The organism is Paenibacillus sp. Marseille-Q4541 (assembly GCF_018310695.1).
Lineage (GTDB): Bacteria > Bacillota > Bacilli > Paenibacillales > Paenibacillaceae > Paenibacillus.
Map to the genome: position 1 here is coordinate 159,681 of NZ_JAGXCY010000008.1, position 13,992 is coordinate 173,672.

The following is a 13,992-nucleotide window of genomic DNA, read 5'->3' on the forward strand; positions in this document are numbered from 1 at the left end:
ATGAATTATTTTCTTTATTTGCTGCTAATCCTTTGCGGTATTCTTGCCGTTCAGCTTATCTTTTCTATCTGGAATCGGTCCAAGCTCCCCCTTCTTGGAGGGAAAGGAGATAACAAATCTGACTCAGTAGACGAAAAAGTTAGGGTCTCAGTGTTAATACCTGCACGTAATGAACAGATTCACATCAGAGACTGTGTAGAAAGCGTGCTGGGGGCGGATACGAAAGAGATCCAGCTGGAAGTGATTGTTCTGAATGACCGATCAGAAGACAAAACCGGCGAAATCCTAGAAGAATTGGCAGTTCATGATCGTAGGTTACGCATTCTGCAAGGAAGGGACCTTCCCTCAGGGTGGATGGGCAAATCCTATGCATGTCATCAGCTTGCTCAGCAAGCAACGGGTGAGTGGTGGCTGTATATGGATGCGGACGTCAGGTTAGAAAAAGAGGCACTATCGGCTGTTCTTACCACAGCAATCGCTCAGGAAAAAGGACTGGTCACCGGTTTTCCTCGACAAATTACGGAGACATGGCTAGAAAAGCTCGTCGTACCGATGATGAAATTTACGATCATTAGTCATCTGCCTATTGTCTGTGTCAGGGGTTCGCAGAATGCCCGTTTTGTTGCGGCTACGGGAGCTTTTATGTTCATTCATCGTGATACGTATGCAGCAACCGGTGGTCATGAAGCGATCAAAGCGGATTTATTGGATGATATGCAGCTTGCCCGTGCGGTAAAAAGAGCAGGACATCCCGTTACACTTGCAGATGTACATTTTCACACGCGTACACGAATGTATCAGAATGCTGCTGAGGTATGGAACGGATACAAGAAAAACATGTACGAGGGTCTAGGACGCAGTGGTTTGCTGCTCACTTGTATTCTCGTAATGTACGCTATTCTTTATCTTCTACCGCCGATCAGTTTCCTGTTCGGACTTTTCTCTGGTGAAGGGCAGCTAATGGCTTGGGGCGCACTTGGGACCTTGCTTGGGATGCTAGTAAAAAGAGTAGCAGACCGGACGGGGGGGCACCCGCTGTGGTTGTCTTTATTGCAGCCGGCTAGTATTGCTTGTGTTATAGCTATTGGCATTTCTTCCTGGCTTGGGGCGGTCACGGGGAAAGGATACGTATGGAAAGGGAGGCGCTATAATTGACCAGCCAAAAAGTAGTTATTATCGGAGCAGGGTTCGGAGGATTGTCTTCGGCCATTCGCCTTGCCACACTCGGGGCTGAGGTAACGATTATTGAGCGGCAACAACATGCCGGTGGTAAACTGCAGCGAATTCAGCTCGGCGGCTATACTTTTGACCGTGGGCCGAGCACCATTACGATGCCCCATATTTTCCGCGAAGTGTTTGAATTAGCAGGTGTACAGATGGAAGATTACGTGAAGCTCTATGATCTGGAGCCGCGCACAAGAAATGTATTTGCTGACGGTACGACGGTAGACCTTTCCAAGGACCGGGTATTAATGAAAGAACAGATCGCTAAATACAGTCCAGAAGATGCATTACATTACGAAGCATTTATGAAGGAATCTGAGGCATTGTACTGTGAAGCAAACCAGAAATTCCTGGGGCAGTTAATGCTCCATCCACAGGATAAATATAACTTATCTATGCTGAAAAGCTTGCTGCGTGTTAGACCACTAACGAAGCTGGATACACTACTTCAGCGGTATTTTCGCCATCCTTATACATTAGCTATGTTTGGTCGATACGCGACTTATGTGGGCTCTTCTCCTTATGAAGCGCCATCCATCTTCGCGATGCTCGGTCACGTGGAAGCAGAGCTCGGGGTGTATGGAGTTGAGGGCGGTACTTACTCGCTGATTTCAGGGATGGAAAAATTAGCACGGGAGAAGGGAGTTGTCCTTCGTACCGGTGAAGAGGTCAAACGAATCAAAACTCATCTTGGGAAGATTACTGGATTAGAAACGGATCAAGGTGAATACTCGGCGGATGTTGTCATTGCCAACGGGGATGTGCTTAGTATTCATCAGTTGCTTATTCCTGAACAAGAACGCCCTTCTATGAACAACCGTAGACTTGAGCAATATGAGCCATCCTTGTCTGGGTTTGTTACCCTCGCTGGTATCCAAAGACAATACGACAAACTTCATCATCATACCGTCTTCTTTCCGAAGAATTACCGAGCCGAGTTCACTGATATCTTCAGCAAAAAAAGAGCTCCCGAAGATCCTACGCTGTATTTGTGTTACTCTGGCTATTCAGAACCGGATTTGGCACCAGACGGTGCAAGTAATCTATTTATACTTGCCAATGCACCTTATGTATCAAAAGCTTGGCGTTGGGAGCAGGAGCTGCCTGCGTATCAAGAAAAACTAATACGGCGTCTTTCTGAACTTGGCATTCCTGACCTTGAACAGGCAGACGTAATGAGTCACTACACTCCAGAAGATATTCAGCGGGATACGCTTGCTTACCGAGGGAGTATCTACGGAATTTCCTCGAATACGGCGAGACAGACGTTCACTCGTCCTTCCAACTGTTCCAAAGATATAGAGGGCCTATGGTTTGTAGGGGGGACCACACATCCTGGAGGAGGGACACCTATTGTCACTTTATCAGGCAGGCTGGTTGCAGAGGAAATCGCTCGCCTTGGGCGTAGATAAAGAGACTAATATGAATTCACCCAATATTAATGTGTGAGAAGAAGAACGGTGCTTCTTTACGCAAGGCGAGAATCTCATTTTTACGTTATAATGACTCTATCTGAAAAGGGACGTTTGAAACGTATAGGGTAAAGGAGACAGGACATGCGGGACACGGAACAAGGGAACAAAATACATAACGATAAGGATTTTCAAGGGGTTAACGAGCACTTGCTGCCTGAAGTCCCAACCGGTGAACGGAAAATAGAACATGTACGGCTTTGTCTTAGTGAAGACGTAAACGCACAAGGAATTACCGCCGGTTTTGAGTCTTATCGGTTTCGGCACGCAGCTCTACCCGAACTTGATTTTGCAGATATTCATCTGGATACACAGTTTCTGGGCCAGGATCTTCGCACGCCGTTATTGATCAGCTCGATGACAGGGGGAAGTGAAGCGACAGGAAAGATTAATGAACGGTTAGCTTCTGTAGCTGAAGCAAGGGGCTGGTCTCTTGGTGTTGGTTCTGTGCGGGCAGCAGTAGAGAAAGAGGAACTAGCGGCTTCTTTTTCCATGCGTAAGTTTGCTCCTACGATACCGATTATTGCGAATCTTGGAGCTGTACAACTGAACTATGGGTTTGGTAGGGAAGCTTGTCAGCGGGCGGTTAATATTGCAGGTGCTTCGATGCTCGTGCTGCATTTGAACGGATTACAGGAAATTTTTCAGCCGGAGGGAAACACGAATTTCAGTGGACTCCTTCGGAAGATAGAGCTATTGTGCCGAGAAGTTTCTGTTCCTGTAGGAATAAAGGAAGTCGGCTGGGGAATTGATGGAGAAACGGCTGCTAAATTGTATGAGGCGGGTGTTTCCTTTGTTGACGTTGCTGGCGCCGGCGGTACAAGCTGGGTTCAGGTTGAAAAATTCAGAAACGCGGACAAGGTAAAAAGAGCAGCTGCGGAAGCATTTGTAGACTGGGGCATTTCTACGGCAGAATGCATTTCAGAGGTGAGACAGATGAATCCGAAAGGGACTATAATTGGCAGCGGTGGGCTCACTTCCGGCGTGGACGCTGCGAAGGCTATTGCGCTTGGCGCAGATCTCGCCGGTTTCGGAAGATCGCTTCTTGAAGCGGCCGTTCACTCCGAAGAAGCACTTCATTCTCGTCTTGCCCAGGTAGAATTTGAACTTCGAACGGCTATGTTTGGAGTAGGTGCTGCTCGTCCATTTGATTTGCAAGGCACTCCACGACTGATCAAAACGATCAAGTAAGGAAGGTGTTATTTTCATGCTTGGATTGCTAGCAATGGATAAAGAGCAATATGAAGACTTTATGGCTTTTACACTTGTGGGCTATATGAAAGAGAAGGTAAAGGCAGGTACGTGGCTGCCAGAACATGCAGAAAAACGTGCGCTGGAGGATATGAGCAAGATACTCCCAGATGGGTACCATACAGAAAACGCCTATTTTTATCGCGTTATTGACCGAATGCTCCCCACACCTGCTGTCATCGGATTTATCTGGTTTCATATTCATAGGAAGAATGAGTTCAAAGAAGTGTTTCTGTATGATATTTCAATACTAGATGTGTATCAAGGCCGAGGGTATGGTGAAAAAACCATGCGCCTTCTGGAAGAAGAAGCAAGAAGACTTCAGGCCGTTCGAATCGGCCTCCATGTTTTCGGACATAACGAACGTGCCCTTCGTCTATATCATAAGATGGGATTCTATTCTAAGAGCATTACCATGTATAAGGAGTTGCCCTAATTTTCGTATTGATTCATCGTATAAAGTAGATGGCTACATAAGAGATTTTTCACAGCATGAATAGGTAGATTTCGAAAAGACGACAAGAGGGGAAAGCTGCCATGTGTAATATCCTTGAAGCCCTCCCTGTTCTCATATATAATTAGAAAGATTGTTTGATGAAAACCGTAATATTCACCAAATACTTTTGAGGAGTTGTTCATATACATGGCTTTAAAAGCAGGGATTGTAGGGTTACCGAACGTAGGGAAGTCAACCCTTTTTAATGCAATTACACAGGCGGGCGCAGAGAGTGCCAACTATCCTTTCTGTACCATTGATCCGAATGTGGGTATCGTAGAGGTTCCTGACGAACGTCTTGATAAACTGACAGAACTCGTTGTTCCGAAAAAAACAGTTCCAACCGCTTTTGAATTTGTAGACATCGCAGGTCTTGTTCGTGGTGCGAGCAAAGGGGAAGGTCTGGGTAACAAATTCTTAGCCCACATTCGTGAAGTTGATGCGATTGTACACGTAGTTCGCTGCTTTGAAGATGAGAACGTAACTCACGTGGACGGGAAAGTTGATCCCATCTCCGATATTCAAACCATTAATTTGGAATTAGTTCTTGCCGATATCGAGAGTGTTGAAAAACGTATCGATCGTGCACGTAAGAATATGAAGGGCGGCAACAAACAGCACGCACAGGAAGTAGAAGTGCTGGAGAAAGTAAAAGCTGTTCTCTATGAAGACAAGCCTGCTCGTAGTATAGAGCTGACAGAAGACGAGCGTGTGATTATTCGCGATCTTCATTTGCTTACAATGAAGCCGGTACTCTATGCAGCTAACGTGAGTGAAGAAGAAGTATCTTCTGCAGACAGCAATCCTTACGTACTGAAGGTTAAAGAGTTCGCTGCAGACGAGAATGCAGAAGTAGTACCGATCAGTGCGAAGGTAGAAGCAGAAATTGCTGAGCTTGAAGGGGAAGACAAAGAAATGTTCCTTGAAGAGTTGGGGCTGGAAGAGTCCGGTCTTAACCGCCTGATCAAAGCTGCTTATCGTCTGCTTGGCCTATACACTTATTTCACAGCAGGTGTACAGGAAGTTCGTGCTTGGACGATCCGTAAAGGAACCAAAGCACCAGGTGCTGCTGGCGTAATCCATACGGATTTTGAACGCGGATTTATTCGTGCTGAAGTTGTATCTTATGATGATCTTGTTGCTGCAGGTTCCATGAACGGAGCAAAAGAACGTGGCCAACTTCGACTCGAAGGTAAAGAATATGTCGTGCAAGACGGCGATGTTATGCATTTCCGTTTTAACGTATAAAGATAGGTTCTAGTAAGAAGCCTTGGGCGCATCCTAGTGGATGCACCTGAGGTTTTTTTATGATTTGAGTGTGTTTTATGTATGTACTACAATAGAATTCACTAACTCTGTATGAATCTGGGCGGCGGCCCGTATCTTCTCAAGGGCTTTGTCGTATGATATAATAAAGAGTCGTCAGATAAAAGGCCACATGTGTTTATTTTATGGTAAAGGGATGGATGACATTGTAGCGATACAATCATCAGTGAATATAGGGAAGAGAAGCTGCCGGACGTATTGTGCATTGTAGGAATATAACAATAACATCAACAGTTGGAAGCTTTTAATATAAATTAGCGTTGTACATGACAAGATGAAAATTAACGTAGGCAAGTCGACAAACATTGATATGGAGAGGTGATTTTACTTATGCTGGATCGTTTACAAGCATTGGTTGATCGATATGAGAAACTTAGTGAGCTTTTGTGTGACCCGGATGTAGCAAGTGATAATAAGAAGCTAAGAGACTACTCTAAGGAGCAGTCCGATCTGCAGCCATCATACGAAGCTTACACGGAATATAAGACGGTCGTGGAAGAACTGGAAGCTGCTAAGCAAATGCAAAATGAGAAGCTGGACGATGAAATGCGCGAAATGGTTAAGATGGAGATTGATGAACTGAGCGCTCGTCAGCAAGAGCTGGAAGAGCAGATTCGTATTCTTCTTTTACCGAAAGATCCGAATGATGATAAGAACGTTATTATTGAAATTCGCGGTGCAGCGGGCGGAGATGAAGCAGCACTTTTTGCAGCTGACTTATACCGGATGTACACTCGTTATGCGGAGTCTCAAGGTTGGAAGATTGAACTTATGGACGTTAATGAGAATGATGTTGGTGGATTTAAAGAGGTTATTTTCATGATTAATGGCCGCGGTGCTTACAGCAAAATGAAATACGAAAGTGGAGCACACCGTGTTCAGCGTATCCCTGCAACAGAATCGGGAGGTCGTATCCACACCTCTACTTCTACAGTAGCGGTTATGCCGGAAGCAGAAGATCTGGATATTCAAATTCATGATAAAGATATTCGCGTAGATACGTTCTGCTCCAGTGGTGCTGGTGGACAGTCCGTTAATACGACCAAATCGGCGGTTCGTGTAACTCACGTTCCTACAGGGATCGTAGCGACTTGTCAGGACGGCAAATCCCAGAACTCGAATAAAGAAAAAGCGCTTCAAGTGCTTCGGACTCGGATTTTCGATATGATGCGTCAAGAAGAAGAAGCGAAGTATGCCGGCGAACGGAAAAGCAAAGTAGGAACGGGAGACCGCAGTGAGCGGATTCGTACTTATAACTTCCCGCAAAGCCGGGTAACAGATCACCGGATCGGTTTAACCATGCATAGACTGGATCAGGTAATGAACGGTGAAATCGAAGAAATTCTGTCTGCGCTCACTATTGCACAGCAAGCAGAATTGATGGATAAAGGGGAATAAGGCTTTGATGCGGCAAGAATTCAGCTTACCGCAGGGAAGCAGCAATCGGGAAGCCTTTGCGAAGGCTTCCTCTTTTTTAGAGGATTGTGGCGTGCTGGAGCCGCAAAACAACGCACGGCTTTTGCTTATGCATGTGCTTGGCCTCGAAGGAGCTGCTTATTATATGGCGCAGCCGGAGCCCTTTCCGGCTGAGTTAATTACGGCTTTCACAGATGCCGTGAACCGCAAGGGCCGCGGGGAACCGGCCCAATACATTATCGGACAGCAGGAGTTTTACGGCTTGCTGTTTCAAGTGACCCCATCCGTGCTGATTCCAAGGCCCGAGACCGAGCTGTTGGTCGAGGCGATGATGAAGCACGGCGATGAGCTGTGGCCAGGCGGTGCACCGCGGGCCATCGACATTGGTACTGGCAGCGGCGCCATTGCGGTGACGCTGAAGGTACAGCGTCCAAGCTGGGATGTCGCAGCCAGCGACATCAGCTCAGAGGCGCTGGAGGTTGCTGCGCTCAATGCAGCGGCAAACGGCGCAGCCGTGACCTTTCGCGAAGGCGACTTGCTCGCACCCTTCGCGGGGGAGCGGTTCGACATTCTCGTGTCGAACCCGCCTTACATCCCGGCGGGGGACATCGCCGGGTTACAGCGCGAAGTGCGCGAACATGAGCCGCGCACAGCTCTTGACGGTGGGCCGGATGGGCTGGCCCCCTACCGGATCATGATGGCGCAGCTTGACCTTCTTGCTGCGCCTCCTGCTTTGGTCGGTTTTGAGCTTGGCCAAGGGCAGGCACAGGATGTGGCAGAGCTGTTAAGGCAAGCAGGTCACTGGGATCTAATTGAGATTGTGCCGGATCTGGCTGGGATCGAAAGACATGTACTTGGGATTCAAACGAATGTGACGAAATTGTAAGCTCGGGAACATTTTCTTTTTACGATTTCATCCTTTACAATAGAGTATAAATGCAGCTTCATGTCGGTTTAGGAACTGTTTTGTTTAAAATAGGAAGTCATTCCCTTTCCTTGTCGTGTAAGAAGCTAATTATTAAGTAAGGCTGGTTAGATTAATGCCCAGTCTCGCCTTTAGGGGGACGGTTCATGCTGCAAAAGTTTAAAAAGATGGATGCGCCCATACTAATGATCATCTTTATGTTAATGATCATCAGTATTGTATGTCTGTATAGCTCAACCCATGGTACAAAGTTTGAAGGACATCATATTAAGATGTTAGCCTTCTATGTACTTGGATTTGGAGCTGTGTTCGCCATAACATTGGTAGATTACAGATTGCTTGTTAAATATGCGCTTTATATTTATTTCTTTGGGTTGCTCACTCTTTTGGCTGCTAATTTCTTTGGGGGAAATATAAATAACGCATCAGGCTGGATCAATCTCGGTGTGTTTTCCATCCAACCTGCCGAGTTATTCAAGCTGGTCTTGATTATTTTCCTGGCTTCGGTACTGATCAAAAGAGGCAAGGCCAAACTAGAGTTTTGGAGAGATGTAGTTCCCATTGGCCTCATGACCTTTGTTCCATTTTCCTTCGTTATGCTTCAGAATGACCTCGGGAATGCGATGGCCTATGTGGTGATTTTAATTGGACTGCTATGGATCGGTAATATCAAAGCTTCCCATGCCTTGATCGGATTTGTCATTATTGCCGTAGTTGTGGGCGGGGGAATTAAGCTCTATACGGTGTATCATGATTCTATTTATGATTATTTAGATAAAATCGGACGTGCCCATTGGGCAGAGCGGTTTGATCCATGGCTCGTGCCGGAAAAAGCAACAGCGAAAGCTTCTTGGCATACCGATAATGCCAAACTTGCGATTGGTTCTGGGGGGATTACGGGGAAAGGGTTTATGGAAGGAACTTCGGTTCAATCCGGACGTGTTCCCTATACGTATTCAGATTCCATTTTTGTACTGATCGCTGAGGAATTTGGTTTCGTTGGATCGTCGGTGCTGCTCCTGTTGTATTTCATATTGATTCATAGGATGATCCTGATTGCTCTAGAGAGCAAAGAACGAGCAGGACCCTATATTATCGTCGGTATTGTCTCGATGTATTTGTACCAGGTATTTGAGAATATTGGTGCATTCATTGGCCTCATGCCGCTGACAGGGATTACACTGCCTTTTATTAGTTACGGAGGTACATCACTACTCATTAATATGGCGAGTATCGGGCTCATTATGAGTATTAAGGTACACGGTCAAGAGGTGGATGATGACATCCTTGCTCCCGCTTCAGGGGATCAGAAGAAGAGAAGTGCTTTTGGGCGCAAGCAAGCTAAAGCGTAAGCGTAAATCCTTGTTTACGGAAAACAAGGAGTAGATGGTATTTATCAAAAATGGAAGCATGATCACGATGAGACTCTTTATGAAGAGATCGGGATCTGCTTCTTTTTTATAGGCTTCGTTAATTCTATAAATCTATGAGTAGTTTTCAAAAAAAGAGATTTGCTAGGTTTAACTCTATCAACTCCCGGACATAATGATAGACATCAAGGGTTCGAGGGGGAGAAGAACATGCGGAAGAGTATAAAGCAGTTTTTCATGATCGTGGCGTGCATGATGATTGTCATGATGAGTTGGGAAGGTCAAAAGTCAGACGCAGCCATACACCAAGCGCTAATTCCGCACGATTCGATCCGGTTACGGATTCTCGCGAATTCCGATATGCCTCACGACCAGCTGGTCAAAAGAGAGATCCGGGATGCAGTGGTAATGCAAATGAATGAATGGGTTCCAGCACTAGCTGATCCTCATAGTCTGGAAGAAGCAAGAACGATGGTTCGTGGACACCTGCCGGAGCTGAATAAGCTGGTAGGCAAAGAGTTAAAAGCTCGCGGGCTAGATTACAACTATAATGTGGAACTTGCGACGGTTCCTTTTCCAACGAAGATGTATGGCAAACTGATCTATCCTGCCGGAGATTATGAAGCAGTAAGGATTACCCTTGGCAAAGGGGAAGGACAAAACTGGTGGTGCGTGTTATTCCCTCCTCTATGTTTTGTTGGTGGTAAAAGTGGAGATGTAGCTGAGAATAATGTGACAGCAAACGCAGAACAGACGGGGGCGGCAGCGGGAAATGAGAGTGCTTCTGAGCCTGAAGTCCGATTCTTCCTATGGGATATGTTGGTGAAAGCGTGGGATTGGGTTGGAAGTGTTGTAGCATAATTGTAATAGAACATAATTGAACATGATGGAATTTCAAAAAAATATCTGCCCTCATTCAACTCATCATATATAGAAATACAAATAGATAGAAATATAGACCTAAACGGAAAACGATAGGAATTGTGCTATAATATACGATAATTAATGATATGAGACTGGATGATAACCACATGTGTAATGAAAAGAAGGTTGTAACTCGGATCTGGGACGTGACTTCTTTGAGCCGAGATGAACTTGAACTTGCTAATGGACAATCCTTACAGCAATCTATAATTGAGGAACAAAATGATAACGAGACAATGGAACACTTGAAGGTAGCTGCACAGCTGCTCCAGGAAGGTTCCATTGTTGCGTTTCCTACGGAAACGGTGTACGGGCTCGGAGCTGATGCAAGAAATACCACCGCAGTTGAGGCCGTATTCGCGGCAAAGGGTAGACCTTCCGACAACCCGCTCATTGTTCATATTGCTGACAGGAAACAGCTGGACGCTTTTACGGAACAAGTGAATGATTTATCTAACAAGTTAATGGATACATTTTGGCCGGGGCCCCTTACCCTAATTCTCCCGCTAAAAGAGCAGACGTTATCTGAGAAGGTTACGGCAGGGCTGGATACAGTAGGTGTGCGTATGCCAGATCATCCTGTTGCACTGAAACTGATTGCAGCTGCGGATTGCCCGATTGCCGCTCCGAGTGCAAATCGTTCAGGGCGTCCAAGTCCTACGACGGCTTCTCATGTACAGGAAGATCTGATGGGACGTATCGCTGGGATTGTAGACGGTGGACCTACAGGAGTCGGTGTAGAGTCTACGGTTGTACAGGCACATCATGATGGGACGGTCACGATTCTAAGGCCTGGCGGCATTACAGCGGAACAGCTTGGCGAGGTCGCCGCTAAGGTACAACTGGACCCCGGCCTAGCCATAGACTCCGGGTCAGCTGCTTCAATCCCTGCGCCTCGCTCGCCAGGGATGAAGTACACACATTACGCTCCCAAAGGGGAACTTTGCGTAGTACAAGGATCGCCAAATGCAGTTTCCGCGTATGTTAACGGCGCACTGGAAGAAGCGGCACAGCGCGGAGAACGAACGGCGGTGCTTGCTTTCAGCGAGCACTTGCATCTCTACCGCGCAGACGCTGTTTATTCTCTCGGCAGTCTAGACCGACTTGCCGAAGGAGCCCATCGTCTATATGCTGCCTTGCGTAGCTGTGACGAAATCGGTGCCTCGGTCCTGTATGCCGAGGCATGTCCCCGCAATGGTCTTGGCGATGCGATTATGAATCGCTTGCTGAAAGCAGCCGGCCATCGGATTATTCATATAGCAGAATAATCATATCCGGCATGTTTCCATTCTTGTCCGCATATCGTGTACAAGAATGCTGTGGACATGGGGGTATGAACAATGTTGGATGCTTCTGCTCAGTGGGGCCAACTCATTACCATTTTAATAATGGCGGTGGCTTTGGGCTTGGATGCATTTTCTCTCGGAATCGGAATTGGCATGAAGGGGATTCGTTTATTGCACGTGCTGCGTATGAGCATTTTGATCGCGGTATTTCACGTCCTAATGCCACTGATTGGATTTTATGCTGGGGAGTATTTTAGTTCTTTGCTCGGACAAGTTACATCATATGTAGCTGGGGGGCTATTACTATTACTGGGTGCTCATATGATCTTTAATGCTTTTCGTTCCGGTGAGACAAGTTTTATGGATCATCGTACGTTTATAGGTACACTTATGTTTGCGTTTAGTGTAAGCATTGATTCATTTTCCGTCGGTGTTACGCTTGGAATGTTCCGGACCGATTTGTGGCTCACGTTATTTGCTTTTGGACTCTGTGGATTTTTGATGTCCGTTGTGGGTCTGTTAATCGGCAGAAGAGTAAATCGTAATATGGGAGAGTACGGTGAGGCCGTAGGAGGCGCCATATTACTCGCTTTTGGTCTTTTGTTTATTTTCTGATACGGATGCTTTCACCTAATATGCAGAGGTTTTTAATCCTCCGTTTTGCATATTAGATGAAAGCATCTTACAATAGAAATCATCTCCTGATGATGGGGAATGATCTATATAGGCTACATGGCCCTGTGGAGGTGACGAGATGAAACATATTTTATTTATTTGTACTGGTAATACATGCCGAAGTCCTATGGCTGAAGGGCTACTACGAAAAGCAGCGAAAGAACGAGGGATATCTCTTTCGGTTCGCTCTGCCGGTGTTGCAGCGACAGATGGAAGTGCCATTTCACGTCACGCCAAGGCGGTGCTTCAGGATCATAATGTCCATGATGTGATCACTTCGTCCTCGCTTACGTCCGAACATGTGGAGTGGGCAGATCTTATTTTGACTTTAACCGGCTCACATAAGCAGCATGTGCTACATTACTTCCCAAATGCTGCAGACCGGATCTATACCCTGAAGGAATATGCAGAAGACGACATCAAAGTTCTTGAGGATCTCAAGGAGAGGGACCGTTTGTACGCGGAATGGGAAATGAAACGCGCACTTGGCCAAGAGACAGAACCTTTTGACCGCCAGCGTATTATTGAGATACAGCAGCGGATACCAAGTTTTGATATCTCGGATCCATTTGGTGGAAGCAGGGAAGATTACGATGTAACGGCAGCAGAAATACGCGCAGCTGTGGAAAGAGTGCTGGATAAGCTGCGATAAGGATATATTTTTTACAGTGAAACGTTCATAAATGGTTGATTTCTAACATGCGATGTTCTATGATGAAATGGAATATTAAGTAGATTCTGGTGTAACTGGCGACGAGTGTGGATTAAACCACGATGGAGCACCGGAAATATCGGCCGGTCGCCTGGGCAAAAGAGCAATTCTGTGCGTAACTTTACGTGCAGACTGCTCTTTTTTCGTCTTTCGTCATTTTTTTCGTTATAATGGATGAAAAAAGGGCGAGACGAACTTACCTTTGATGTTCGTTCATTAGCAACGCCCTTACCTTTTGGCGATAATAAGCCTGTGCTAGTTCAAAGAAGGGAAGGATGAAGGCGATGGATCAACATAAGCCTGCCTCGGGATGGCATGAGTTTGGACAGCACACCGCAGAAATATTGAGAGAACTCGCAGATGCGGGCAATCTCGGTCCTGGAAACATCGTAGTTGTCGGTACCAGCACTAGTGAAGTAGCCGGCAAACGAATTGGTACAGGCGGTGCTTTGGAAATTGCCCAGTCCTTACTTCAGGGTATTAACGAGGTGAAAGAAGCATTTGGTTTTGAAGTAGTATTTCAGTGTTGTGAGCATCTGAACCGAGCGCTAGTCATGGAAAGAAAGTTGCTTTTGCAACTTGGTCTTACGGAAGTTTCTGCTGTACCCGTTCCAAAAGCAGGGGGTTCAATGGCAGCTGCAGCGTACCTTTCTTTAAAAGAGCCGTGTCTAGCTGAAACCATAGAAGCCCATGCGGGAATCGATATTGGAGAAACACTGATTGGTATGCATTTGCGTAGAGTGGCAGTACCTTATCGTACCCAAAGGCGATATATTGGTGAGGCTCGCGTAACAACAGCCATTACAAGGCCAAAGCTTATCGGTGGTGAACGTGCAGTGTATCAGGTGGAGACATCAAGCAATATCTCAACATGTGATTAACTTTTTTTAATATTATTTTATTTCTTAGGAGGAA

At 46.2% G+C, this 13,992-nt stretch carries 13 protein-coding genes and 1 riboswitch; all 13 genes read left to right on the top strand.

What is annotated here, in order from left to right:
• The 13 genes from KFT32_RS11885 (at position 1) to KFT32_RS11945 (ending at position 13,958) form a co-directional block, all read left to right on the top strand.
• On the top strand, positions 1–1,155 hold the full coding sequence (locus KFT32_RS11885) for a glycosyltransferase family 2 protein (protein WP_211747419.1): 1,155 nt from the start codon (positions 1–3) through the stop codon (positions 1,153–1,155).
• Positions 1,152–2,636: a phytoene desaturase family protein gene (locus KFT32_RS11890; protein WP_211747420.1), complete on the top strand. Its 1,485-nt coding sequence runs from the start codon at positions 1,152–1,154 to the stop codon at positions 2,634–2,636. The genes KFT32_RS11885 and KFT32_RS11890 overlap by 4 nt, the downstream gene beginning before the upstream one ends.
• Positions 2,637–2,780: 144 nt before the next feature.
• Positions 2,781–3,887, top strand: coding sequence for a type 2 isopentenyl-diphosphate Delta-isomerase (gene fni, locus KFT32_RS11895; RefSeq protein WP_211747421.1), 1,107 nt, complete (start codon positions 2,781–2,783; stop codon positions 3,885–3,887).
• Positions 3,888–3,903: 16 nt separating this feature from the next.
• Positions 3,904–4,383: a GNAT family N-acetyltransferase gene (locus KFT32_RS11900; protein WP_211747422.1), complete on the top strand. Its 480-nt coding sequence runs from the start codon at positions 3,904–3,906 to the stop codon at positions 4,381–4,383.
• Positions 4,384–4,590: 207 nt separating this feature from the next.
• The gene (ychF, locus tag KFT32_RS11905; RefSeq protein ID WP_211747423.1) at positions 4,591–5,691 is read left to right on the top strand and encodes a redox-regulated ATPase YchF; all 1,101 of its coding nucleotides are present in this window, start codon (positions 4,591–4,593) and stop codon (positions 5,689–5,691) included.
• 408 nt (positions 5,692–6,099) lie between these two features.
• Positions 6,100–7,167, top strand: a complete 1,068-nt coding sequence (prfA, locus tag KFT32_RS11910) for a peptide chain release factor 1 (protein WP_211747424.1) — start codon at positions 6,100–6,102, stop codon at positions 7,165–7,167.
• Positions 7,168–7,174: 7 nt separating this feature from the next.
• Positions 7,175–8,071 carry a peptide chain release factor N(5)-glutamine methyltransferase gene (prmC, locus tag KFT32_RS11915; RefSeq protein WP_211747458.1) on the top strand — a complete coding sequence of 299 codons (897 nt, stop codon included), beginning with the start codon at positions 7,175–7,177 and terminating at the stop codon, positions 8,069–8,071.
• A 185-nt stretch (positions 8,072–8,256) separates the two neighbouring features.
• Positions 8,257–9,462 (top strand): FtsW/RodA/SpoVE family cell cycle protein, encoded by a 1,206-nt coding sequence (locus tag KFT32_RS11920; RefSeq protein WP_211747425.1) that lies wholly within the window; start codon positions 8,257–8,259, stop codon positions 9,460–9,462.
• A 228-nt stretch (positions 9,463–9,690) separates the two neighbouring features.
• Positions 9,691–10,341 (top strand): stage II sporulation protein R, encoded by a 651-nt coding sequence (gene spoIIR, locus KFT32_RS11925; protein ID WP_211747426.1) that lies wholly within the window; start codon positions 9,691–9,693, stop codon positions 10,339–10,341.
• A 170-nt stretch (positions 10,342–10,511) separates the two neighbouring features.
• The gene (locus KFT32_RS11930; protein ID WP_211747427.1) at positions 10,512–11,672 is read left to right on the top strand and encodes an L-threonylcarbamoyladenylate synthase; all 1,161 of its coding nucleotides are present in this window, start codon (positions 10,512–10,514) and stop codon (positions 11,670–11,672) included.
• 72 nt (positions 11,673–11,744) lie between these two features.
• Complete coding sequence (locus KFT32_RS11935; RefSeq protein ID WP_211747428.1) at positions 11,745–12,305, top strand: manganese efflux pump MntP; 561 nt, start codon at positions 11,745–11,747, stop codon at positions 12,303–12,305.
• A 139-nt stretch (positions 12,306–12,444) separates the two neighbouring features.
• Positions 12,445–13,017: a low molecular weight protein arginine phosphatase gene (locus KFT32_RS11940; protein WP_211747429.1), complete on the top strand. Its 573-nt coding sequence runs from the start codon at positions 12,445–12,447 to the stop codon at positions 13,015–13,017.
• Positions 13,018–13,098: 81 nt separating this feature from the next.
• Positions 13,099–13,181: riboswitch (ZMP/ZTP riboswitch) on the top strand.
• Positions 13,182–13,361: 180 nt separating this feature from the next.
• The gene (locus KFT32_RS11945) at positions 13,362–13,958 is read left to right on the top strand and encodes a TIGR01440 family protein (protein WP_211747430.1); all 597 of its coding nucleotides are present in this window, start codon (positions 13,362–13,364) and stop codon (positions 13,956–13,958) included.
• The last annotated feature ends 34 nt before the right edge of the window (positions 13,959–13,992 follow it).

Excerpts from the sequence above, each read along its gene's own strand:
- KFT32_RS11900 (WP_211747422.1), top strand. The coding sequence starts at position 3,904 with ATGCTTGGATTGCTAGCAATGGATAAAGAGCAATATGAAGACTTTATG.
- KFT32_RS11945 (WP_211747430.1), top strand. The coding sequence starts at position 13,362 with ATGGATCAACATAAGCCTGCCTCGGGATGGCATGAGTTTGGACAGCAC.
- KFT32_RS11930 (WP_211747427.1), top strand. The coding sequence starts at position 10,512 with ATGTGTAATGAAAAGAAGGTTGTAACTCGGATCTGGGACGTGACTTCT.
- KFT32_RS11940 (WP_211747429.1), top strand. The coding sequence starts at position 12,445 with ATGAAACATATTTTATTTATTTGTACTGGTAATACATGCCGAAGTCCT.
- KFT32_RS11935 (WP_211747428.1), top strand. The coding sequence starts at position 11,745 with ATGTTGGATGCTTCTGCTCAGTGGGGCCAACTCATTACCATTTTAATA.
- prfA (WP_211747424.1), top strand. The coding sequence starts at position 6,100 with ATGCTGGATCGTTTACAAGCATTGGTTGATCGATATGAGAAACTTAGT.
- prmC (WP_211747458.1), top strand. The coding sequence starts at position 7,175 with ATGCGGCAAGAATTCAGCTTACCGCAGGGAAGCAGCAATCGGGAAGCC.
- KFT32_RS11920 (WP_211747425.1), top strand. The coding sequence starts at position 8,257 with ATGCTGCAAAAGTTTAAAAAGATGGATGCGCCCATACTAATGATCATC.
- fni (WP_211747421.1), top strand. The coding sequence starts at position 2,781 with ATGCGGGACACGGAACAAGGGAACAAAATACATAACGATAAGGATTTT.
- KFT32_RS11885 (WP_211747419.1), top strand. The coding sequence starts at position 1 with ATGAATTATTTTCTTTATTTGCTGCTAATCCTTTGCGGTATTCTTGCC.
- spoIIR (WP_211747426.1), top strand. The coding sequence starts at position 9,691 with ATGCGGAAGAGTATAAAGCAGTTTTTCATGATCGTGGCGTGCATGATG.
- ychF (WP_211747423.1), top strand. The coding sequence starts at position 4,591 with ATGGCTTTAAAAGCAGGGATTGTAGGGTTACCGAACGTAGGGAAGTCA.